This window comes from Sphingomonas colocasiae (genome assembly GCF_019880585.1).
Lineage (GTDB): Bacteria > Pseudomonadota > Alphaproteobacteria > Sphingomonadales > Sphingomonadaceae > Sphingobium_A > Sphingobium_A colocasiae.
Genome location: NZ_JAINVV010000014.1, coordinates 27,815 through 50,148, shown reverse-complemented (window position 1 = coordinate 50,148; position 22,334 = coordinate 27,815). Strand labels below are relative to the sequence as shown.

Sequence of the window (22,334 nt, the reverse complement as noted above, 5' to 3'; positions counted from 1 at the left end):
CGGATGAGTCTGCTGGCGCCCTATGCCGCCGATCCTGCGACCAGCCGCGGCCGATTGCACCGCGAGGCGGACGGCGCCGCGCGTGGCCCGCGCGACGCGTTCCAGCGCGATCGCGACCGGATCATCCATTCGATCGCCTTTCGCCGGCTGCGTCACAAGACCCAGGTTTTCCTCGCGCCCGATGGCGACCATTTCCGCGTTCGGCTGACACACAGCCTGGAGGTCGCGCAGATCGGGCGCACCATCGCGCGCGCGCTGGGGCTCAACGAGGATCTGACCGAGGCGCTGTGCCTGGCCCATGATATCGGCCATCCGCCCTTCGGCCATGCAGGCGAGGATGCGCTGAAGGCCGCGACGATGGCGCAGGGCGGCTTCGATCACAACGCGCATACATTGCGTACGTTGATGCGGCTGGAGACGCCTTATCCGCGCTGGAACGGATTGAACCTGACCTGGGAAATGCTGGAGGGGCTGGCGAAGCATAACGGCCCCGTCCGCACGCCTGGCTGGGCGATGCGCGAAGCCGATGCCGAATTTCCGCTCGACCTCGATCGCTGGCCGTCGCTGGAAGCGCAGGTCGCGGCGCTTGCCGACGACATCGCCTATGACAATCACGATATCGATGACGGCGTGCGTGCGGGGCTGCTCGATATCGACCAGCTTCTGACGGTGCCGTTGATCGCGGAGGGCTGGGCGGACGTCCTGCGCGCCTGCGACGGATGCCATCCCGACCGGCTTCGCGCCGAACTGGTCCGCGCGCAGATCGGGCGGATGGTCAATGATCTGATCGCGGAGACGCGGCGACGGATCGCCGGGGCCGATATCGGCAGCGTCGATGACGTGCGCGCCGCCGGGCGCGCGCTGGTCGGTTTCTCCGACGGCATGCGCGATGCGGAGCGGGCGCTGAAGCGCTTCATGTACGCCAATCTCTATCACCATCCGAGCCAGCTCGCCGCCGCCGATGCCGCGCGCCATGTCGTCTCGGGACTGTTCGCCGCCTATCAGGACGATCCGGCGAAACTGCCGGGGGAGTGGCTGGCGACGCTGCCGGGCGAGGAGCCTGGCCGCAGCCGCCACATCGCCGATTTCGTCGCGGGCATGACCGATCGTTATGCGATCAAGCGCTATCGCGAGATTGTCGGCCCTGTGGATATGCCGGATGGTTTCTGAAACGCGACGAAATCCTGTGCTGACATAGTTTTGCGACAAGTCTGGCCTAGTTTGGCGGGATCGTTGATCGGCCGATGAGGCAGCCATGGAATCCGCCATCGCCCTGAACCGCTTCGGGCTCGGCGCGCGACCTGATGACGCGCAACCGGCGCAGCCCAGAGCCTGGCTGAAGGACCAGCTTCGCCGTTTCGAGCCGCGTCCGGCAACATTGGCGGATATCCCGACCCGTGCGGAAATCGCATCGGTCTATGCCGATCACATCGAAGAACTGCGCGTCCGCAACACGCTCAAGCTTCAGTCCAGATCGATGGACGCATCCGGCATGGCGCCGAAACCGGGGGAGCAGAAGCCGCCGCCGCAATATGCGCTGCAGGCGGCCCGGCGGCAGCATGTCGCCGAAATCGGTGCAAGGATGGGGACGGCTCTGGTCAGCCAGGCGCCGTTCGCCGAGCGCCTCGTGCATTTCTGGGCCAATCATTTCGCGATCTCGGCGGACAGGCTCACCGCCATCGGCCTGTCGGGCATGCTCGAGTTCGAAGCGATCCGGCCCAATCTGCTCGGCAGTTTCGGCGATATGCTGCTGGCGGTCGAGCGGCATCCGGCGATGCTGATCTATCTCGATCAGGCGCAGTCGATCGGGGCCATGTCGACGCTGGGCAGCCGCGCCGCGGCCCGCGGTGGCCGGAAGCTCGGCCTGAACGAAAATCTGGCGCGCGAGATACTGGAACTCCACACCCTTGGCGTTCGCACCGGATACCGCCAGCAGGACGTGACCGAATTGGCGCGCGCGCTGACCGGCTGGACCGTGGCGGGCCTCACCCGCGGCCCCGGCCCGCGCGAGGCCGATCTGATCGGAGAGCCGGGCGCATTCGTCTTCGCCGACCGCCTTCACGAACCGGGCCCGCGCACGATCCTTGGACGCCAATATCCTCAGGAAGGAGAGGCACAGGCCCGCGCGGTTCTTCAGGATCTGGCGGTGCATCCGGCGACGGCCCTGCATGTCGCGACGAAACTTGCGCGCCATTTCGTCGCGGACGATCCGCCGGCCTCGCTTGTCGACCGGCTGGCCGCGGCATTTACGGCTTCGCGCGGGGATCTGCCGACGCTCTACGCCGCGTTGATCGACGCACCGGAAAGCTGGGCGCCGGACGCGGGCAAGTTCAAGACGCCATGGGATTGGGGAGTGTCCGCATTGCGGGCGACTGGGGCGACCACCGCCGACGGCAGGATGGTGGTGGCGATGATGCAGCAACTGGGACAGCCGGTTTGGCAACCCGGCTCGCCTGCCGGCTGGGAGGATGTTGCGGCGAGCTGGATGGGCCCCGATGCACTGCTGCGGTGTGTGGAGGCGGCGCAGCGCCTGGTGCAGCGCGTGGGAGATGCCGATCCCCGATCGCTTGCGGCCAGGATCCTGCCCGGAACGCTCAGCCCCTCGACGGCACAGGTGATCGCCCAGGCCGACAGTCCCGCACAGGGCCTGGCGCTCCTGCTCGTCTCGCCGGAATTTCTGCGGAGATAGTTCGATGATCGACCGACGCGCATTGATCGGATCCGCGATGTTCGGTGCGGGGGTGCTGGCATTCGCGCCCGCGATCAGCTTCGCCGCGGCGCCGACCGATCGGCGTTTCGTCTTCATCATCCAGCGTGGCGCCGCTGACGGATTGGCGATGGTGGCCCCGATCGGCGATCCCGCTTTTGCCGGTGCGCGCGGCGCCTTGGCCGAAGTGGACAGTGGCGCCAGGCTGGACGCGACATTCTCGCTGCACCCCGCGCTTGCGGAAACCGCGCGGCTTTATGCCGCCGGAGAGGCCTTGTTCGGTCATGCGCTCGCCTCCTCCTATCGCGACCGTTCCCATTTCGATGGGCAGAATATCCTCGAGACCGGCGGGCGCGACGCTTATGTCGAAAAGACGGGCTGGATGAACCGGCTTGCCGCCATGCTGCCGGGCGGAGAAGGCAATGCGCTGGCGATCGCGCGCGCTGTGCCGATGGCGTTGCGCGGCCCCGTGGAAGTGGCCAGCTATGCGCCATCGGCCTTGCCGGGCGCATCGGAAGATTTGCTGATGCGCGTCGGTGCCCTTTACGAGGGCGACGCCAGGCTTCACGCCCTGTGGCAAAGCGCGATGCAGACGCGCCTGCTCGCCAGCGATCTGTCGCGGGAAAAGGGGCGGGCGGGGCAGATGACCGGCGCGCTTGCGGCCCGGCTGATGGCGCCGGCCGACGGAGCACGGCTGGTGATGATCGAAACCGGCGGCTGGGATACGCATAGCGGCCAAAAGGGGCGCCTCGCGCAGCAACTGGGCGGGCTCGACGCGATGATCGCCGCACTGAAGGCCGGATTGGGCCAGGCCTGGACGAACACCATGATCCTGGTCGCGACCGAATTCGGCCGTACGGTGGCGGTGAACGGCACGGGCGGAACCGATCACGGCACCGGCGCCGCCGCGATGCTGCTGGGCGGTGCGGTCAGGGGGGGGCGTGTCCTCGCCGACTGGCCCGGACTTCGTGCCGGAGCATTGTACGAAGGGCGCGATCTTCGCCCGACCCTGCAACTGGAAAGCTTCGTGGCCGGGGCGTTGGCAAGTCATTACGGGCTGGATTCCGCCCGCATGACGGGATCGCTTTATCCGACGATCGCCGGATTGAAGCCGACGGATGGCCTGGCGCGTGCTTGACGTCCACAGACCATCCGCCGGATCCGCATCTTGTCCGGATGGAGCCCGATAAGCCGGGTCAGCGCGATGCGAGCGTCGCGCCCTGATCGATACGCTCGACGTCGTTCAGGCGAAACTCGACGGACTTGCCGGCGCTGGTGCCACGGACGCGGCCGTTGCTGACGATCAGGCGGAAGGAATCCGCGCCGGGATAGCGCTTGCCGGCGATGATCTTGGCCTTGCCCGAATCGCGTGCGGTGAAGACGTAGGTGAAGCCTTCATGTTCGAACCGCGCCTGTTCGGGCTGGGCCAGTGCGGCGGCTGGCAGGGCGATGGCAAGGGCTGCGACGGCAGCGGTCACGAACTTCGTCATTTGGTCGTCCTCCATGTTGAAGGCCGATCGGCACCCCGTCCTGTCTGGGGCGGATCATGCAGTGACGCGCGTCGATTCCCGATCGCAAAACGCGTCGGGGCGATTGCACGCCATGCACGCGGGATCATTGCCGTCCCCCGCAAGGATGGACGCCCGGCGGTGAACTCCGCTATGGGCGCACGCTTGCCGCAACCAGAGGTTGACCTGTGACTCTCTACGCCCGTTTCGCCGCGCACATCGACGCGGTGCTCGATTCTCTCGTCACCGCCGGGGATCTGCCGTCGGGGCTGGAACGACGCGCCGTCACGGTCGAGCCGCCGCGCGATCCGTCGCATGGCGATCTCGCGACCAATGCCGCGATGGTGCTCGCCAAGCCCGCCGGCACCAATCCGCGCGCGCTGGCGGAGAAGATCGCCGCCGGCCTGGGCGCGATCGACGAAGTGGCGTCGGCGGAGATCGCGGGCCCCGGTTTCATCAATCTGCGCCTGCATGACGATGTCTGGCGCGGGGAACTGCGCGCGATCGAGGCGGGGGGCGACGATTATGGTCGCTCCGGCCTGGGCAAGGGCATCACCGTCAATGTCGAATATGTCTCGGCCAACCCGACGGGGCCGATGCATATGGGCCATTGCCGTGGCGCGGTGGTGGGCGATGCGCTTGCCAGCCTGCTGGAATATGCCGGCCACCGCGTGATCCGCGAATATTATGTCAACGATGCCGGCGGGCAGGTCGATGTGCTCGCGCGGTCCGCGCACCTGCGTTATTGCGAGGTGCTGGGCATCGACATCGGCGAGATTCCCGAAGGGCTCTATCCCGGCGATTATCTGATTCCCGTCGGCGAGCGGCTGGCGCAGGAATTCGGCCCCGCTTATGCCGAAGCGCCCGAAAGCGAGTGGCTGGCCTTGTTCCGCCAGCGTGCCGTCGCCGCGATGCTCGACCTGATCCGCGCCGATCTGGCGCTGCTCGGCATCCATCACGATCTCTTCTCGTCCGAGGCAGAGCTTCAGGCGGCCGGAAAGCCCGAGGCGGCCGAGGCGTGGCTGCGCGCGCGCGACCTGGTCTATGATGGCGTGCTCGAAGCGCCCAAGGGCGAGACGCCCGAGGATTGGGAACCGGTGGAACTGCCGCTGTTCCGTTCCACGCGCTTCGGCGACGATCAGGATCGGCCGATCAGGAAGTCGAACGGGCAATGGACCTATTTCGGCGCCGACCTCGCCTATCACTTCCAGAAGGCGCAGTCGGCCGACCAGTTGATCGATATCTGGGGCGCCGACCATGCCGGCACGGTGAAGCGTATCCAGGCTGCGGTCGCGGCGCTGACCGAAGGCAGGACTCGCTTCGACGTCAAGCTGGTGCAGATGGTGCGGCTGCTGCGCGCGGGCGAGCCGGTGAAGATGTCCAAGCGCTCGGGCAATTTCGTGACGCTCGCCGATGTCGTCGGCGAAGTGGGCAAGGATGTCGTGCGTTTCACCATGCTCACGCGCAAGGCCGACGCGCAGATGGATTTCGATTTCGCCAAGGTCGTCGAGGCGTCGAAGGATAATCCGGTCTTCTACGTCCAATATGCGCATGCGCGGATTCGCTCGGTGAATCGCCGGGCGCTGGATGCCGGTGTCGCGATCGGCGCCGCGGACCTGTCCCGCCTTGATACGGACGAGCTTGCGGTGGTGAAGCTGGCGGCGCAGTTCCCGCGCATCGTGGAGGCTGCGGCCCTGGCCCGCGAACCCCATCGTATTGCCTTCTATCTCTTTGATCTTGCTGCATCTTTCCATGCGCTCTGGAATATGGGCAATGACCGGCCGGATCGGCGCTTCCTGTTGGTCGACGATCCGGAAACCACGTCCGCGAGGCTTTTCTTAGCCAATGCGATCGGGCAGATTGTCCGCAACGGCCTGGCCATCATGGGTGTGGCGGCTGTCGAGGAGATGCAGTGATGACCGACACTGACCGCGAAGGGCTGGAGCTTTCCGAAGAGGATCGGCTGCCCTGGCTCGAAGCCGTCGAGGATGCCGATGAGGAAGAAGGCATTTCGCCGGCGAAGCTGGCGGGTGGCGTGATCGGCGCGCTTGTCGCGCTGGGCGTGGTCATCGCCGGCGTCTGGTGGATCAAGGATCGCAACGCGCAGGCCGATGGCGACGGTACGCTGATCGCGGCTGCGGAAGGCGAATATAAGGTGAAGCCCGATCAGCCGGGCGGCATGAAGGTGGAAGGCCAGGGTGATGCTTCCTTCGCGACCAGCGAAGGCGCCGAGGCGACAGGCAAGATCGACACCAATGCGGTGCCCGAGGCGCCGGTGGCACCGGTGCGGACGCCCCCACCCGCCAAGCCCGCCGTCGAACGCCCGGTCGCAGGCGGCCCCGCCGCGACCGTGAAGGTTGCCGATGGCGGCAAGATGCCTGCCCCGGCCGCGAAACCCGCGCCGGCGCCGAAGCCCGCGACCGGCCCGGCGGGATCGGTGATCCAGCTTGGCGCCTATGGCAGCGAGGCGATCGCCAACCAGAGCTGGACGACGATGAGCAAGCGCTTCTCGTTCCTGGCGCCGCTCGCGAAAACGATCACCACGGTGAAGGTCGGCAGCAACACCTTCTACCGGCTTCGCGTAGACGCCGGATCGCCCGCCCAGGCTTCGTCGCTTTGCGGCAAGCTCAAGGTCGCGGGCGAGACCTGCATGATCGCGACCAACTGACCGATCGATGAAGCCGGTCATTTTCGGCCTCGCCGGCGCGGCGTTGAGCGCTGACGAGCGGGCATTGTTCACGGCGGCGAGGCCGGCCGGCTATATCCTGTTCAAGCGCAACATCGAGGATCGCGATCAGCTTCGCCGGCTGACCGACGATCTGCGCGCGCTTGACGGCCGCGCCGACCTGCCGATCCTGATCGATCAGGAAGGCGGCCGCGTCGCGCGGATGCAGCCGCCGGCATGGCCTGCCTTTCCCGCGGCCGGTGCGCCGTTCGGCGAGCTTTACGATATCGCTCCCGCCTCGGCGATCGAGGCGGCACGCGCCAATGCGCAGGCGCTCGCGATCATTCTGCGCGAATCGGGTATCACCGTCGATTGCCTGCCTTTGCTCGACGTCCGCCAGCCCGGCGCGCATGACATCATCGGTGACCGCGCGTTCGGCAGCGATCCGATGCGGGTGGCGGCGCTCGGCCGCGCCGTGCTCGATGGGCTGAAGCGCGGCGGTTGCGTCGGCGTCGTCAAGCATATGCCGGGCCATGGCCGCGCGGCGGTCGACAGCCATATGGAACTGCCCGTCGTCGATGCCGAGGCAGAGGCGCTCGAGACCGATCTCGCCCCGTTCATCTCGCTCAAATCCGCCCCGATGGGGATGACCGCGCATGTCGTCTACACCGCCTGGGACGCGGAACTGCCGGCATCGATGTCGCCCCTCGTCATTTCTGAGATCATCCGCGGGCGGATCGGTTTCGACGGCTTCCTGATGTCCGACGACATCGACATGAAGGCGTTGAAGGGAAGCGCCGCGGAAAAGGCGAGCGCCGTCGTGGCCGCCGGCTGCGACGCCGCGCTGGATTGCTGGGGACGATTCGACGAAATGGCGGCGATCGCGGAATCGCTCGACGATATGTCGGCCGTATCGCGCGCGCGTCTCGATCGCGCCATGGCGACGATCGCGAGCGATGCGCCGCCCGGCGATTTCGCGGCGCTGGTCGAGAAACGGGACGCGCTTCTGGCCTATGCCTGAACGGCTCGCCGCGTGAGCGCGGGGAGTCGACTTTTCCGAATGCGCACGGCTACTCTCTTGCGATGAGTCCGCATCAGGATCTTTTCGGCGAAACGCCGCAGGCGAGCGCGGACACGCTCACCCTGACGCTCGACAGCTGGGAAGGCCCGCTCGATCTGCTGCTGTCGCTCGCGCGCGTGCAGAAGGTCGATCTGCGCGAAATCTCCATCCTGGCGCTCGTCGAACAATATCTGGCGTTTCTCGCGGAGGCGAAGGCGCTCAAGCTCGAGATCGCGGCGGATTATCTCGTGATGGCGGCCTGGCTCGCCTATCTCAAATCCTGCCTGTTGCTGCCCCGCGATGTGGAGGCCGATCCTTCGCCCGAGGAACTCGCGCTGCGCCTGCAACTCAGGCTGCAGCGGCTGAATGCGATGCGCGACGCAGGCGCCCGGCTGGTGGGTCGCGACCGGCTGGGTCGCGACGTCTTCGCGCGCGGAGCACCCGAAGGATTGCGCGCGATCCGCAAAAGCCTGTGGCAGGCGGAACTCTATGAACTGATCGCCGCCTATGGCGCGGTCAAGGCGCGGACCGCGCCGGTCTTCCACCATGTCGCGCGGCGCGCGGTGATGACGCTGGACGAGGCGCTGCAGCGCGTCGAGCGATTGATCGGCGAGACGATCGACTGGACGGAGATCGGGCGATTCCTGCCCGATGGCCTCGACGGCGGCATGCGGCGCTCGGCGATGGCCTCCAGCTTTGTTGCGGCGCTCGAACTGGCGCGCCAGGGCCGGGTCGAGATGCAGCAGGCCGGTCCGTTCGAACCGCTCTATCTTCGGTCTCCGACATGAATCCGCCCGACGATCTTGTCCGTGGCGTCGAAGCGGCGCTGTTCGCAGCCGAACAGCCTTTGAGCATCGCGGATCTGCGCGCGCATGTCGGCGATCAGGATATCGCGCGTGCATTGGAGACGTTGCGACAGGATTATGCGGGACGCGGGATCGAACTGGTCGAGCGGGGCAGCCGATGGCATTTCCAGACCGCGCCCGACCTTGCCCATATCCTGCGGCGCGAGCGTGAGGAACCGCGCAAACTCAGTCGCGCCGGCATCGAGACGCTGGCGATCATCGCCTATCATGAGCCGGTGAGCCGCGCGGAGATCGAGGCGATCCGCGGTGTGCAGATATCCAAAGGCACGCTCGACGTGCTGATGGAGGCGGGCTGGGTTCGCCCCGCCGGCCGCCGCGAAGTGCCGGGGCGGCCGTTGATCTATGCGACGACGCCCGATTTCCTCACGCATTTCGGGCTCGAGAGCCGCCGCGATCTGCCCGGAATCGACGATTTGCGCGCGGCCGGGCTGCTCGATCCGATCGATCTGGCGATGGCTGAATTCGATCTTTCCCAAGGCGCGCTGGAAAGCACCGACGAGAGCGAGTAAAGGGAGCCGGAATCGAGGAGATTTGTCATGGGTTTCGGGTCCCCGATCCATTGGATCGTGTTGCTTCTGGTGGTCGTTCTGCTGTTCGGCAGCGGCCGCGTTTCCAGCCTGATGGGCGACGTCGCCAAGGGCATCAAGAGCTTCCGCAAGGGCATGGCCGAAGATGACGAGGCCAAGCCGCAGTCGAGAATCGACACGCCGCGCGTCGTCGATGCCGCGCCCGAGCGCGATGCGCGGCCGGTGAGCGAGGATCGCCCCTGAGCCGTTGTCCGGCCGCAAGACCGAATTGACGGGCTGATCGCCCGGCGGAGGGGCCGTCAGGCCCGTCCGGGATTTCACGACTCCAGAAAGTCGCCATGTTCGATATCGCCCCGACCGAACTGCTGCTGTGTGCGCTTGTCGCGCTGGTCGTGATCGGCCCCAAGGACCTGCCCAAGGCCATGCGCGTCGTGGGGAATTGGGTGGGCCGTGCCCGGGCGATGGCGCGCCAGTTCCGCTCAGGTTTCGACGCGATGGTGCGCGAGGCGGAACTGGAGGAGATGGAGAAGAAATGGGCGGCGGAGAATGAGCGCATCATGCGCGAGCATCCGCCCGAGCCCCCGGCACCGATCCCGGCGCCCGCGGCAACCCAGGCCGACACCGGCCCCGAGGCTGGAACGCCCACGCCCACGCCCGACGCGCCGGCCGTGACGGCCGAACCGGCGATGGAAGATGTTGCGCCCCAGGCCGGTGAACCGGTAATCCCACCGCCACCGCCACCGCCACCGCCACCGCCACCGCCACCGCCACCGCCACCGCCTTCGGCAGAGCGGCCGGAAACGACCGGGCAACTGGATCTCGGTCTGGGCGGGGCATCCGCGGATTCGAAGCCATGAAGGATATCGACGAAAGCCGCATGCCGCTGCTCGATCACCTGATCGAGCTGCGCCGTCGCCTGTTGTGGAGCGCCGCGGCGCTCGGCCTCGCCTTTGCGGTCTGCCTGTATCTGGCCGAGCCGATCTTCGCGTTTCTGGTGCAGCCGCTGCTCAAGGCCGGGCAAGGCAAGCTGATCTATACCGACATTTTCGAAGCGTTCTTCGTGAACCTGAAAGTGGCATTTTTCGCGGCGTCCATGCTGGCATCGCCGATGATCGCGATACAGGTCTGGCGATTCGTCGCGCCGGGTCTCTATGCGAACGAGAAGCGGGCCTTTCTGCCGTTCCTGATCATGACGCCGGTGCTCTTCCTGAGCGGTGCTGCGCTCGCCTATTATTTCGCAATGCCTGTGGCGCTTCATTTCCTCCTCGGCTTTGAAGGGAATGTCGGCGGCGTACAGCAGGAAGCCTTGCCGGCGATCGGCAATTATCTGAGCTTCGTCACGAAATTCCTGCTCGGCTTCGGCATCGCGTTCATGCTGCCGGTCTTGCTGATGCTCCTCGAACGCGCCGGCATCGTCACGCGCCAGCAACTCGCGTCCGGCCGGCGCTACGCGATTGTCGCGGCTTTCGCGATCTCGGCGGTCCTGACCCCGCCCGACGTCGTTTCCCAGCTTCTTCTCGCGATCCCGCTGGTGCTGCTGTACGAGCTCGCGCTGATCGCGATCCTGCTCACCGAGCGCCGCCGCGTGAAAGCGGCGGCCGCAACGGACGCCGAATAAGCGAAGACGCGCCGGATCGGTCGATCCGGCGCGTCCTTACGCTTACTCTACTGTCTGGCGTGCTTACTTCGCCGCTTTCTCGACGGTGTTGCCGACCGATTTGACGTCGCGGCCCGCACCCTCGATGGTGTTGCAGGCGCTGACGAGGAGTGAGCCCATCAGCAGGGCGGCGCCGAGATATTTCCGGACCATGGTCTTTCTCCGATAAGGGGCATCTATCCGATGCTGCGCACATCAAAATGCGCGGAAGGCGGATTCGGTTCCGCAACGATCTGCCGGTTCGAATGGAAGAGATCGGCGCTCTCGAAAAGCTGCTCGGATATGCCCTGGACAGAATGAGACCCGGACATGCCACCGGGGGGGAGGGGGTTGGCATGTCCGGGCCCGTGTCTTGGATAGCGAGAGCGGGGGGGCAAAAGGTCGCTATCCGAATTGCAGAACGGGCGTGAGAAACAAAGGTTCCAGAAAAAAATGCGTTCCCTGACGTTTTTTTTTGAGGATCAAAAAAGCGTGGGATTTCAGGTCTGTTTTACCGCACTTCGCCGATCACCGCGATCTCGATCGAGAATCTCCCGACGACCCGATCGCGTTCCAGTGGCGAACGAAGCTGTCGGGACAGGCCCTCGAGGACGCGCCCGAAGCGATGTTCCATGCGCTCCACCAGATCCGGGGTCTCTATCAATGCCGCGGATTCGACTGAAAGCCGCGCGGCGCTGGGCGAAGTCTGCGCAAGCGTGATCACGATCGCCGCGCGAGGGTCGGTCAGCATCGACAGCTCGATCAGTTCGGTCAGCAGGAATGCGACCGGAACCGCAACGTCCTGATTGGTATAGCAGGGGCAGATGTCGATGCGAACGGGCGGAACCGGATCGCCATCGCGCGCGGATCCGCGAATATTCTGGGCAAGTTCGCCGACCAGCGAGCGCAGGCTGATCCCGCGATTCTCCTCGAAATCCGCATAATGGTTGCGGTGGACGACGGCGAGCGCATCGACGCGGCGCTGGATCGATGCATAGGCGCGGACGACGTCGGGCTGAACCTGGCCGCGGGCATGAAGGTTGATGAGGCTGGCGACGACCTGAAGATTGTTCTTCACCCGGTGATGCACCTCGCGGGTCAACCGCGTCTGGCGCGCAAGGCTTGCGGCAAGCTCGGCGTCATGGGTGGAAATGGTTTCGGTGATATGCCGGAAGGTTTCGCCGAGTTGGCGAAGCTCGTGAGCGGACGTCTCCATGCCCCGCAGGGGCTCGATGATGTCGCCCGGCTTATATCCCGATACCGCTCGCTCCAGCCGGCGCAGCGGCCGGATCAGCATGCGGTTCACCACGAACCAGCCGATCAGCGCGGCGGAGGCCCACATGACCAGCGGCAACAGGATCGAAAGAAGCTCGACCGCGCTGAACGGTGTGCGCGGCGTCGTGATTTCGGCGTTGAGGCCCGTCGTCCCGATGGGATCGCTCATGGTTTCGTACCCGGCGATGCCGCCCGAACGCACGGTTTCGACGAGCGGCAACCTGGTGCCCATGCTGACGATCGAAAGCGCATAGGGGACGGGGGATGCGCCTGAAGCGACGACCGCGGTCATCGCGCGCTCGGAATAGCGCAGCAGGCCGACCGACCCACCTGGCCCGGGCACAACGATATCGAGCGAGTCGGCGGTCAATGTGTATTTCGGCGACGCTTCGACGTCGAAGGCCAATGTACTCGGCCTGGTGGGCGAGAAACCGGTGGATGCACACCAGGGAGCGGATTCGGTGCCGTAAAGCGCGAACTGCGGCATCCGATCCGATTGGGTGGTGAGGATCTCGCCGAATCGGCCGCAGCGATCCGCGTCGTCGGGATAGGCGAGCTCCCCGCGCATGGTCGCGCGGGCAAGCGACGCGTCAGATGCCCATGTCGAAGCGAGCTGGCGGGCATTCTCGCTCAGCGCGATGCGGATTTGCGCCTGCTTCTCCAGATCGGCGGTGCGGCTGGATTGCAGTGTCGCCAGAAAGGCGACCAGCCCCAGCGGCAGCAGCGCGAGGCTGAGAATCAGGAAAACGCGAAAGCCGGTCGAGCGATTGGCGAAGATAAGCCGGCCGGGCCTGTTGCCTGGCGCTGCTTCCTCCGCGTGATCTAGCGTGGCCACATGCGATCAGCCGAGCTTGCCCAGCAGATCGAGCATTTCCTGAGGGACCGATTCGTCGATGGTCTTCTGGTAGATCGAACGCAACGCGTCGCCCACGGCCGGATTCTTGCCGTCAGGCGTCTTGTCCTTCGACTTGCCCTTGCTCATCGGCTCCCGCGGCGCAGTCGCCTTTTCCGTTTTCTTACCTGACGCCACCGGTGATCCATTCCCCCCTGAAGACCTCGATCAACACATGCATGCCGTCATGAACGGCAAAAAAGGCCGACCGGCGCGCGCCGGTACGGCACCGGTATATTTTACGACCCGTGCATGAAACAAAAAAACGCGTCGATAGTTCCATGTCCGACGCGGAAGACTCGTTTTTTTGCGTGCGGGGGCCGGGGGTTGCCAAGCCCTGTCCGTCAAACCACAAGGTTATCAGTTACAGGAGCTTCCTATCGATGTCGCTTGGACAACAGCTTGCGCCGCATCTCCCCTTTCTCCGTCGCTATGCGCGCGCGCTGACGGGCAGCCAGAATCACGGCGATGCCTATGTACGCGCCGCGCTTGAGGCGATCGTCGATGCGCCCGATCAGTTTCCGCGCGACGTCGATCCCCGGCTTGGCCTGTATCGCACCTTCCAGGCGATCTGGAGTTCGGCCAATCTCGACGAGCAGGATCTGGTCGAATCGCGTGGGCCTGACGTGCCGGAAGCGATCGCCCAGGCCCGGCTGGCGGCGGTAACGCCGCGATCGCGCCAGGCGTTGCTGCTGACGTCGATGGAGGGCTTCTCGAACGAGGATGCCGCCTATCTGATCGAAACCACGCCCGGCGAGGTCGAATCGCTGGTGGGAGAGGCGCTTGCGGAGATCGAGCGGCAGACGCGCGCCGATGTGCTCATCATCGAGGACGAGCCGATCATCGCCATGGATATCGAAACGATCGTCCGCGATCTCGGCCATGACGTGACCGGCGTCGCCGTCACCCGCGACGAGGCGGTGGCACAGGCGCGTGCGCGCCGCCCTGGGCTGGTGCTTGCCGATATCCAGCTGGCGGACGACAGCAGCGGCATCGATGCGGTGAAGGATATCCTGTCCGAGTTCAGCGTACCCGTCATCTTCATCACCGCTTTTCCGGAGCGGCTGCTGACGGGCGAGCGTCCCGAGCCGACCTTCCTCATCACCAAGCCTTTCCAGCGTTCGACGGTGAAGGCCGCGATCGCGCAGGCGCTGTTCTTCGACGCGGCGACCGTTCCCGCCTGATTCATCCTGCCCGGGTTCCCACCGTTCCGGATTCGGAACTGTGAGCGCCGCGCGACGTTCATGCAGTGAGCGATACGCGAAAGGGCAGGACAAATGGCTGAAGAACAACAGCATATATCCACGGAGAAGGCGCGGGCCGGCGCGACGCCGCACATGACGCGCTATATTCTGGCGATTTCGCTGACCGCGGTAATCGTCATCTTCGCCTTCCTCCTTTTCGTCCGCTGAGGGTTCGGGTGTTTTCGGTTGGCCGCGAGGGCGACGCGATGCTAGGCACAGGCGGACCGCAGCCGGCGACCGGCTTCGGAGCGGGTAGGCAAATGACGAATGATGACAGGCAGAAGGCCGTAACGGACGATGCCGACATCTCTGGCGAGGAGGATTCTGCTCCCGCCGAGCACATCTCGCTGAGCGACGATGATTTCAAGGCCGAGCTTGCGCGCGTGATCCCGCATCTGCGCGCCTTCGGTCGCTCGCTTTCGGGCAATGCGGATCTGGCGGACGATCTCGTCCAGGAAACGCTGATGAAGGCATGGGGCGCGCGCAAGCGCTTCCTGGCCGGCACCAACATGCGCGCCTGGACCTTCATCATCCTGCGCAACCTCTATCTCTCTCAGATGCGTCGCGCGCGCTTCAAGGGCGAGTGGGACGATCTGGCGGCGGACCGCATCCTCGCGGCGCCGGCCAGCCAGGATCGCCATGTCGAGCTGGCGGACATGCAACGCGCGTTGCTGATGCTGCCCCAGCCGCAGCGCGAAGCGCTGATCCTGGTCGGCGCTGGCGGTTTTGCCTATGAAGAAGCCGCCGAAATCTGCGGGGTCGCGGTGGGCACGATCAAGAGCCGGGTCGCGCGCGGCCGCGTCGCGCTCGAGCAGATCATGAGCGACAACAGCCTGGCCCCGCGCAGCGAGTTCGAGGCCGAGAGCGGCCGGACGGCGCTCGAAACGATCATGGGTCAGGTGGACGAACTCAGCCGCGATCGTTGAGGTTTCGATTGGGCCCGTTCCCCGCCGATCGGGGATCGGGCTCTACCTTCCCATGCTCCGGGGCTTCCGGTCAGCCCAGTTTTTCCAGCAGATCCGAGATTTCTGGCGGCATGTGATTCAGCCGTCCGCGAAACGCTGTCCGCAGCGCATTTCCGATCCCGTCGGCCGGCCTCGGAATATCGACGAGGTGCCGACGGGCATCGTTTGCATCTGGTCTGGGTGCACGCGAATCCATGAGCGAATAACGCGGTTTGCGCGGCAAGGTTGCGCGCCGGGTGCGTCTTTCGTGCCGTTACGGCCATGCAGGCCTGCTGGCTCGGGCTGGCGCGGCGTAACAGCTGGATCGTTTCGCACGGAAAACCGGTTCCCACTTTTTCGCGCAATGCTCTAAAGCGCCCACATGAATCCCAACGAAGCGATCGTGGACGCGCTGCAACGGGCGGCGGATCATTCCCCATTCTTGCGACACGCGATCGAGCGCAATGCCGATCTGACCGCGCTGCTCGCCGCCGGCGATCTCGACGGCGCGATGGCGTTGGCGAAGCGGCGCGGTGAGGGCGCCGAGAGCGTCGGCGCCGGCTTGCGGCGCGCGCGCGCGGCCTTGGCGCTGGTGCTCGCCATCGGCGATCTGGCCGGCCTGCTGAGCATGGAGGTGGTGACCCGCGAACTCTCCGACCTCGCCGATCGCGCGCTCGATCGTGCGATCGCGGCGGCGATCGCGGAGCGGACGCCGGATGAGGCGCCGCGCGGTTTCGCGGCGCTGGCGCTGGGCAAGCATGGCAGCCGCGAACTCAATTATTCGTCGGATATCGATCCGATCCTGATCTTCGACCCCGAGACCCTGCCGCGTCGCGCGCGCGAGGAGCCCGTAGAAGCGGCGGTGCGGATCGCGCGCCGCATCGTCGAACTGCTCCAGTCACGCGATGGCGACGGCTATGTGTTCCGCGTCGATCTGCGGCTGCGCCCCTCGCCCGAGGCGACCCCGCTGGCCTTGCCGGTCAACGCCGCCATCTCGCACTATGAATCGAGCGCGCTGCCCTGGGAGCGCGCGGCCTTCATCCGCGCGCGCGCCGCCGCCGGCGACGTCGCATTGGGGGAATCCTTCCTCACGGCGATCCGCCCCTTCGTATGGCGGCGCGGGCTCGATTATGGCGCGATCGCAGAGATTCGCGGCATTTCGCGCCGCATCCGGGATCATCATGCCCAGGGGCAGAAGTTCGGCCCGGGCTATGACCTGAAGCGTGGGCGCGGCGGCATCCGCGAGGTCGAGTTCTTCGCGCAGATCCACCAGCTCATCTATGGCGGCCGCGAGGAGGCGGTGCGCGCGCCGGCGACGCTCGATGCGCTGGCGGCGCTCCGGGCGGCCGGGCGCATCGAGCCGGATGTCGAGGATGTCCTCGCCCATTCCTATCGCCTCTACCGCACGATCGAGCATCGATTGCAGATGGTGGACGATCAGCAGACGCACAGCCTGCCGCGCGATCCGGCGGCGCTCGACAGCGTCGCGCGCCTGCACGGACTGGCTGACGGCGCCGCGCTGATCGATCTGCTCGATGGCCCGGTCGAAACGGTAGGCCGGATCTATGACAGCCTTGACGGGACCGATGAGGAGGATGCCGCGATCTCGCGCGATCCCGATCGGCTGACGGGTCAACTCGCGGCGGCTGGCTTCGCCGATCCAAAGGCGGCGCTGGCGCGGATCGAGCGCTGGCGCGATGGTTCGTTGCGCGCGCTGCGGACCGATGCCGCGCGCGCCGCGCTGGAGGATGTGCTGCCCGGGCTGGTCGCGGCGATCGGCGGCGCGCCCGATCCCAATGGCGCGATCAACCGGCTCGACGACATGATCTCGCGGCTGCCGAGCGCGATCAATCTGTTCAGGCTGCTCGGCGCGCGGCCCGCGCTGGCGCGGTTGCTGGGCGAGATATTGAGCCACGCGCCGACGCTGGCGGACCTGCTGGGGCGGCGGCCCGAACTGCTCGACGGGCTGATCGACGCCACCGCACTCGAACCCCAGCCCTCGGTCGAGGCGCTGGCTTCGGAACTGGGCCATTGCGAACAGGGCGCGGACTATCAGCAATTGCTCGATTCGGTGCGGCGCAAGGTCAATGAAAGGCGGTTCGCGCTGGGCGCGCAGATCGTCGCGGGCGTCGGCGATCCCGTGGAAGTCGGCTATGGCTATTCGCGCGTTGCGGAAGCCGCGATCGAGACATTGGCCGCCGCGACCGTGGCCGAATTCGAAGCCGTTCACGGCAAGGTGCCCGACAGCGAACTGGTGATCGTCGGCCTTGGCCGGCTGGGTGGCGGATCGCTCACCCACGCATCCGATCTCGATCTCGTCTATGTCTTCACCGGTGATCATGCGGCGGAATCGACGGGCGCGAAGCCGCTGGGGGCGGTCCAATATTATAACCGCCTCTGCCAGCGGATCAGCGCGGCGCTTTCGGTGCCGACGGCGTCCGGCCCCCTCTATGAAGTCGATACGCGGCTGCGCCCGTCGGGCGCGCAAGGGCCGCTCGCCGTCTCGCTCGCCGGTTTCGCCAAATATCAGCGCGAAAGCGCGTGGACCTGGGAGCATATGGCGCTCACCCGGGCGCGACCGGTGTTCGGATCGGCCACCGCGCGCGGGGCGATAAACGAGATCATTCATTCGGTGCTGGGTGCGCCGCGCGATGTTGCCAAGCTGTTGGCGGATGCGGTCGCGATGCGCGGCGAAATGGCGAAGCACAAGCCGGCAGCGGGTCCGCTGGACGTGAAGCTGATCGAGGGCGGGCTGGTCGATCTCGAATTCTGCGTCCATGTCGCGCAACTCCGGCATGGAGAGGGTCTCGATACGCGGCTCGATCACGCGATCGCCATGCTGGTCGATGCCGGGCGGTTGCCGGCCGCGCTGGCGGAGGCGCAGGTGCTGCTGACGCGGATGCTGGTCACGCTGCGGCTGGTCGCGCCGGGTTGCGACGAACTCTCGGAAACCGCGCGGCGGCTGGTGGCGCGGGCGTGCGGGATGGAGGATTGGGCATCGCTGATGGCCGCTTATGAGCGCGCGCGCGGGGATGTCGGGCAATGCTGGCAGCATGTGGTTGCCGAAGCGGAGGAGATGCGATGATGCTGAGCGATGGCGATATGGCCCCGGATGTGACGCTGACGATGACCGATGGCGCCACGCGCGCACTGTCCGATTGGCGCGGCCGGGCGCTGGTGCTCTATTTCTATCCCAAGGACGATACGCCGGGCTGCACCACCGAAGCCCAGTCCTTCACCGGGCTGATCGAGGATTTCGCCGCCGCCGGCGCGGTGGTGGTCGGCCTTTCGAAGGACAAGCCGGCGAAACATGCCAAGTTCATCGGCAAATATGATCTGAAGGTCGAACTGGCGAGCGATGTCGACGATTCGGTGTGCGAGGCGTTCGGCACCTGGATCGAGAAGAGCCTGTACGGCCGGAAATATATGGGGATCGATCGCGCGACCTTCCTGATCGACAAGGATGGCCGGATCGCGCGGATCTGGCGCAAGGTGAAGGTCGCGGGCCATGCCGAAGAGGTGCTGAAGGCGGCACGGGCGCTCTGAGCCGATGACGAGCGTCGCGGACGCGATCCGCGCTGTCCTGCTGACCGCGGAGCCCCTGTCCAAGGTCCGGATCGCCCGCAAGGTGGCGCGCGACTGGCGGCTGGGGCGGCTGGAGCATGGCTTCGCGGCGACGATGCCCGACAGTCCGTCGCGGCCGGCGGAGCCGCTGCTGCTGCCGGCCAATCGCATGCCGAAGCGCGGGCGCGGCGGATCCGAACGCGGCCGCATCGCGATGCTGCACGCGCTGGCGCATATCGAATATGCCGCGATCGATCTCGCCTTCGACATGGCGGGACGTTTCGGCGCACGGTTCCCGCGCGAATTCGTTGACGACTGGCTGAGCGTCGGCGCCGACGAGGCGATGCATTTCGCGCTGCTCGACCGGCGCCTGCGCGTGCTGGGCAGCCATTATGGCGCCTTGCCCGCGCATGACGGCCTGTGGGAGGCGGCGACCGAGACCGCGCATGACGTGCAGGCGCGGCTGGCGGTGGTGCCGATGGTGCTCGAAGCGCGTGGACTGGATGTGACGCCGGACACCGTTCGCCGTTATCGCGAATCGGGCGACGAGCGGTCGGCGCGCATCCTGGAACGCATCTATGCCGATGAGATCCGGCATGTCGCGACGGGGACGAAATGGTTCGGCTGGACGTGCCGAAACGACGATTCGAGCCCGGCGGCGATCTGGAAGATGCTGGTTAATCGCCATTTTCGGGGGGCTCTTAAGCCTCCGTTCAACGACTCGGCGCGGTCGGCAGCCGGTTTAACGCAAGACTATTACCGCTGACTTGTCGCCGGCTGTGCGTTCGATCACACAGGCTCGGCACAACGGGCGGGGCAAATCCCGGTGCAGTTAGGGTTCAAGACACGCTGGTCGCGATCGGCGTTTCGACCGTCGATCTTTGGGGGCACAAAGAGCGTGGGTATGATTTTGAACAACGTGATTACTGTACTTGGGTTCCGCGGCGGTGCCGCTTTTCTCCAGAAATCCGTATTGGGCCTGCTGGTCGCGACGCCGCTGATTGCCGCCGCGCCCGCCCAGGCAAGCGATGCGCCGGCCGAAACCGTGCTGGCCGCTATTTCCCCCAAGGCCGTCGAAGCCGCCGCCGCCACCGGCGGCGTTTTTGAAAAGGCGACCAAGGAAGACCGCGAAGCCGATCCGCAGTTCCGCTCGCTCTTCCTGTCGTGGAAGAAGCTCGATCAGGTCGGCACCGCCGGCACCGGCTTTGTTTCCGTGCCTTCGCAAAAGCCCGTTTCGCAGCTCGCTTTCACCAGCAATTTCGGTTTCCGTTCGGATCCGTTCCGCGGCAGCCGCGCGATGCATGCCGGCGTCGACATTCCCGGCCCGCTCGGCACCCCGGTCTATGCGACCGCCGATGGCGTCGTCGGCCGCGCGCAGCGCCTGGGCGGCTATGGCAATTTCGTCGAGATCGAGCATGGCCAGGGCATCGAGACCCGCTACGGCCATCTCTCGCAGATCCTCGTTCAGCCCAACGCTCGTGTGAAGCGCGGCCAGCTCATCGGCCTGATGGGCTCGACCGGCCGTTCGACCGGCAGCCATCTTCATTATGAAGTTCGTCTCGACGGCCGCGCCGTCAATCCCATGCCGTTCCTCCAGTCGTCCGATTATGTCGTCGCGATGCAGGAGCGCACGGGCACCCAGATCGCGATGGGCGGTCCGGACAAGGAATAGGGGAGGAGAGGGGCCCACGCTTGTCGTAGGGCCCCCACCTTCCTATCTCGGTTCCATGAGCGAGCCGCAACCAATCGACATTACCGAATCAGCCGCCGCGCGCGTCGCGGCGATCGCCGCGCGTCAGGGCAAGCCTGCCATCTTGCGACTGGCGGTCGAGGGGGGCGGATGTTCGGGCTTCCAGTATCGCTTCGGGCTGGCCGAAACCATCGACGCGGACGATGTCAGCGTGACGCGTGACGGCGTGCAACTGGTCGTCGATCCGATCAGCCTGGATCTGGTGCGCGGCGCGGCGGTGGATTTTGTCGAATCACTCGGCGGATCGGCGTTCAAGGTCGAGAATCCGAACGCGGCGTCGGGCTGCGGCTGCGGTTCCAGTTTCTCGATCTAGTATAGTCGCGCCGGCTGGGTTAGGCCCGGCGCATGAAGATCGCGACCTATAACGTCAACGGCATCAAGGCACGCCTGCCGCGCCTGCTCGAATGGCTCGACGAGACCAAGCCCGACGTGGTTTGCCTCCAGGAGCTCAAATCCTCCGACGAGACCTTTCCCGAAAGCGACGTGCGCGGCGCCGGCTATGGCGCGATCTGGCACGGGCAGAAGGGATTCAACGGGGTCGCGATCCTGGCGCGCGGCGCCGATCCGGTCGAGGTCCGGCGCGGTCTGGATGGAGAGCCCGAAGACGAGCATAGCCGCTATGTCGAGGCGGATGTGTTCGGTGTGCGGGTCGCGTCCATCTATCTGCCCAACGGCAACCCGCAGCCCGGCCCCAAATTCGATTACAAACTGCGCTGGATGCGCCGGCTGCAGCAGCGGGCGCAAGAAATCCTGGCGGAGGAAGTGCCGGCGGTGCTGGCCGGCGACTATAATGTGATCCCGACCGACGAGGATGTCTTTTCGGTGCAGGCGATGGCCAATGACGCGCTGATGCAGCCGGAGAGCCGCGCCGAATTCCGCACGCTCTGCTTCCAGGGCTGGACCGATGCGATCCGCACGCGCCATCCCGTCGGGCCGATCTGGACCTTTTGGGATTATCAGGCGGGCGCATGGCAGCGCGACGCCGGGTTCCGGATCGACCATCTGCTGCTCAGCCCGCAGGCGGCGGACCGGCTGGTCGACGCCAATGTCGATAAATCCTATCGCGGGCGGGAAAAGGCGAGCGATCACGCCGCGACCTGGATCGTCCTGAACGACTAAGTCCATATTTATACCCGGATATATTGACGATATTATATCCGGATAATAAGTGCCGTTCATGGATATGAGCTGCACAGCCTTTGCCGGTGATCTCTGGATCGCCACCGGCTCCCCGGAGGAAGTCCGCAAGGCGCTGCGTGCGGTGGATCCCGCCCAATCCGGACCGTTGCTGGTGTTCGACGACGAAACCGGCCGGCAGATCGATCTCGACATGCGCGAATCGCAGCCGGCGCGTTCGCGCGGTCGCCCGAAACTGGGCGTCACGGCGGGAGAGGTGACCTTGCTGCCGCGCCACTGGGAGTGGTTGAAGGCGCAGCCCGGAGGCGCGTCGAGCACGATCCGGCGGCTGATCGATGCCGCCCGGAAGCGGCCGGCCGATGCGCGCCAGGCGAAGGACGCCGCCTATCATTTCATGTCGGCGATCGCGGGGGACAGGCCGGGATATGAGGATGCGATTCGCGCGCTCTACGCGGCGGATCGCGCACGGTTCGAGACGCTGACCGGCGAATGGCCCGTCGGCATCCGCGATCATGCCCGATCGCTCGCCGATGGCGCATTCGCCGGTCCGGGTTGATCC

25 protein-coding genes are annotated in these 22,334 nt (G+C 66.0%); 21 read left to right on the top strand and 4 right to left on the bottom strand.

Annotated elements, in window-relative coordinates:
* Nucleotides 1–3: 3 nt before the first annotated feature.
* The 3 genes from K7G82_RS26955 to K7G82_RS26945 all read left to right on the top strand — a co-directional run bounded on the left by K7G82_RS26955 (nt 4) and on the right by K7G82_RS26945 (nt 3,845).
* Nucleotides 4–1,170 carry a deoxyguanosinetriphosphate triphosphohydrolase gene (locus K7G82_RS26955; RefSeq protein WP_222993183.1) on the top strand — a complete coding sequence of 389 codons (1,167 nt, stop codon included), beginning with the start codon at nt 4–6 and terminating at the stop codon, nt 1,168–1,170.
* An 85-nt stretch (nt 1,171–1,255) separates the two neighbouring features.
* The gene (locus tag K7G82_RS26950; protein WP_222993182.1) at nt 1,256–2,689 is read left to right on the top strand and encodes a DUF1800 domain-containing protein; all 1,434 of its coding nucleotides are present in this window, start codon (nt 1,256–1,258) and stop codon (nt 2,687–2,689) included.
* A gap of 4 nt (nt 2,690–2,693) precedes the next feature.
* Nucleotides 2,694–3,845, top strand: coding sequence for a DUF1501 domain-containing protein (locus K7G82_RS26945; RefSeq protein ID WP_222993180.1), 1,152 nt, complete (start codon nt 2,694–2,696; stop codon nt 3,843–3,845).
* Between the two features lie 58 nt (nt 3,846–3,903).
* Here the strand turns inward: K7G82_RS26945 and K7G82_RS26940 are convergent, their stop codons facing one another.
* A complete protein-coding gene (locus tag K7G82_RS26940) occupies nt 3,904–4,197 on the bottom strand; it encodes a hypothetical protein (protein WP_222993178.1) in 294 nt (97 codons plus the stop codon).
* Nucleotides 4,198–4,403: 206 nt separating this feature from the next.
* On the opposite strand from K7G82_RS26940, the gene argS reads away from it, so the two are divergent.
* From argS to tatC, 8 genes are all read left to right on the top strand, one after another.
* The gene (argS, locus tag K7G82_RS26935) at nt 4,404–6,131 is read left to right on the top strand and encodes an arginine--tRNA ligase (protein ID WP_222993176.1); all 1,728 of its coding nucleotides are present in this window, start codon (nt 4,404–4,406) and stop codon (nt 6,129–6,131) included.
* On the top strand, nt 6,131–6,883 hold the full coding sequence (locus K7G82_RS26930) for an SPOR domain-containing protein (protein WP_222993174.1): 753 nt from the start codon (nt 6,131–6,133) through the stop codon (nt 6,881–6,883). The genes argS and K7G82_RS26930 overlap by 1 nt, the downstream gene beginning before the upstream one ends.
* Nucleotides 6,884–6,890: 7 nt before the next feature.
* Nucleotides 6,891–7,901, top strand: a complete 1,011-nt coding sequence (gene nagZ / locus K7G82_RS26925; protein ID WP_222993172.1) for a beta-N-acetylhexosaminidase — start codon at nt 6,891–6,893, stop codon at nt 7,899–7,901.
* 62 nt (nt 7,902–7,963) lie between these two features.
* Nucleotides 7,964–8,728 (top strand): segregation and condensation protein A, encoded by a 765-nt coding sequence (locus K7G82_RS26920; protein ID WP_222993170.1) that lies wholly within the window; start codon nt 7,964–7,966, stop codon nt 8,726–8,728.
* Nucleotides 8,725–9,315, top strand: coding sequence for an SMC-Scp complex subunit ScpB (gene scpB / locus K7G82_RS26915; protein WP_222993168.1), 591 nt, complete (start codon nt 8,725–8,727; stop codon nt 9,313–9,315). Before K7G82_RS26920 ends, scpB begins: the two co-directional genes overlap by 4 nt.
* A 27-nt stretch (nt 9,316–9,342) precedes the next feature.
* The gene (locus K7G82_RS26910; RefSeq protein WP_222993166.1) at nt 9,343–9,576 is read left to right on the top strand and encodes a twin-arginine translocase TatA/TatE family subunit; all 234 of its coding nucleotides are present in this window, start codon (nt 9,343–9,345) and stop codon (nt 9,574–9,576) included.
* A gap of 95 nt (nt 9,577–9,671) precedes the next feature.
* Nucleotides 9,672–10,190, top strand: a complete 519-nt coding sequence (gene tatB / locus K7G82_RS29965) for a Sec-independent protein translocase protein TatB (RefSeq protein WP_246623917.1) — start codon at nt 9,672–9,674, stop codon at nt 10,188–10,190.
* Entirely contained in the window at nt 10,187–10,951 is a 765-nt protein-coding gene (gene tatC / locus K7G82_RS26900; RefSeq protein WP_222993164.1) for a twin-arginine translocase subunit TatC, read from the top strand. The genes tatB and tatC overlap by 4 nt, the downstream gene beginning before the upstream one ends.
* 63 nt (nt 10,952–11,014) lie before the next feature.
* On the opposite strand, the gene K7G82_RS26895 is transcribed toward tatC, so the two are convergent.
* The 3 genes from K7G82_RS26895 to K7G82_RS26885 form a co-directional block, all read right to left on the bottom strand.
* A complete protein-coding gene (locus K7G82_RS26895; protein ID WP_222993162.1) occupies nt 11,015–11,143 on the bottom strand; it encodes an entericidin A/B family lipoprotein in 129 nt (42 codons plus the stop codon).
* A 337-nt stretch (nt 11,144–11,480) separates the two neighbouring features.
* Nucleotides 11,481–13,079 (bottom strand): sensor histidine kinase, encoded by a 1,599-nt coding sequence (locus K7G82_RS30255; RefSeq protein ID WP_222993160.1) that lies wholly within the window; start codon nt 13,077–13,079, stop codon nt 11,481–11,483.
* A gap of 6 nt (nt 13,080–13,085) precedes the next feature.
* Nucleotides 13,086–13,226 carry a NepR family anti-sigma factor gene (locus K7G82_RS26885; RefSeq protein WP_222993157.1) on the bottom strand — a complete coding sequence of 47 codons (141 nt, stop codon included), beginning with the start codon at nt 13,224–13,226 and terminating at the stop codon, nt 13,086–13,088.
* Between the two features lie 293 nt (nt 13,227–13,519).
* On the opposite strand from K7G82_RS26885, the gene K7G82_RS26880 reads away from it, so the two are divergent.
* The 10 genes from K7G82_RS26880 (at nt 13,520) to K7G82_RS26840 (ending at nt 22,331) form a co-directional block, all read left to right on the top strand.
* Nucleotides 13,520–14,320, top strand: coding sequence for a response regulator (locus tag K7G82_RS26880; RefSeq protein ID WP_222993155.1), 801 nt, complete (start codon nt 13,520–13,522; stop codon nt 14,318–14,320).
* A gap of 93 nt (nt 14,321–14,413) precedes the next feature.
* Nucleotides 14,414–14,548: a hypothetical protein gene (locus tag K7G82_RS30110; RefSeq protein WP_281423071.1), complete on the top strand. Its 135-nt coding sequence runs from the start codon at nt 14,414–14,416 to the stop codon at nt 14,546–14,548.
* A 92-nt stretch (nt 14,549–14,640) separates the two neighbouring features.
* Entirely contained in the window at nt 14,641–15,306 is a 666-nt protein-coding gene (locus tag K7G82_RS26875; protein ID WP_222993153.1) for a sigma-70 family RNA polymerase sigma factor, read from the top strand.
* Nucleotides 15,307–15,706: 400 nt separating this feature from the next.
* On the top strand, nt 15,707–18,409 hold the full coding sequence (locus tag K7G82_RS26870) for a bifunctional [glutamine synthetase] adenylyltransferase/[glutamine synthetase]-adenylyl-L-tyrosine phosphorylase (RefSeq protein ID WP_222993151.1): 2,703 nt from the start codon (nt 15,707–15,709) through the stop codon (nt 18,407–18,409).
* On the top strand, nt 18,409–18,870 hold the full coding sequence (locus K7G82_RS26865) for a peroxiredoxin (RefSeq protein ID WP_222993518.1): 462 nt from the start codon (nt 18,409–18,411) through the stop codon (nt 18,868–18,870). Before K7G82_RS26870 ends, K7G82_RS26865 begins: the two co-directional genes overlap by 1 nt.
* A gap of 4 nt (nt 18,871–18,874) precedes the next feature.
* Entirely contained in the window at nt 18,875–19,654 is a 780-nt protein-coding gene (locus K7G82_RS26860; RefSeq protein WP_222993149.1) for a ferritin-like domain-containing protein, read from the top strand.
* A gap of 138 nt (nt 19,655–19,792) precedes the next feature.
* Nucleotides 19,793–20,560, top strand: a complete 768-nt coding sequence (locus K7G82_RS26855) for a M23 family metallopeptidase (protein ID WP_222993146.1) — start codon at nt 19,793–19,795, stop codon at nt 20,558–20,560.
* Between the two features lie 55 nt (nt 20,561–20,615).
* Complete coding sequence (gene erpA / locus K7G82_RS26850; RefSeq protein ID WP_222993144.1) at nt 20,616–20,951, top strand: iron-sulfur cluster insertion protein ErpA; 336 nt, start codon at nt 20,616–20,618, stop codon at nt 20,949–20,951.
* A 32-nt stretch (nt 20,952–20,983) separates the two neighbouring features.
* Entirely contained in the window at nt 20,984–21,757 is a 774-nt protein-coding gene (gene xth / locus K7G82_RS26845) for an exodeoxyribonuclease III (RefSeq protein WP_222993142.1), read from the top strand.
* 58 nt (nt 21,758–21,815) lie between these two features.
* A complete protein-coding gene (locus tag K7G82_RS26840; protein ID WP_222993140.1) occupies nt 21,816–22,331 on the top strand; it encodes a DUF2239 family protein in 516 nt (171 codons plus the stop codon).
* Nucleotides 22,332–22,334 lie beyond the last annotated feature (3 nt).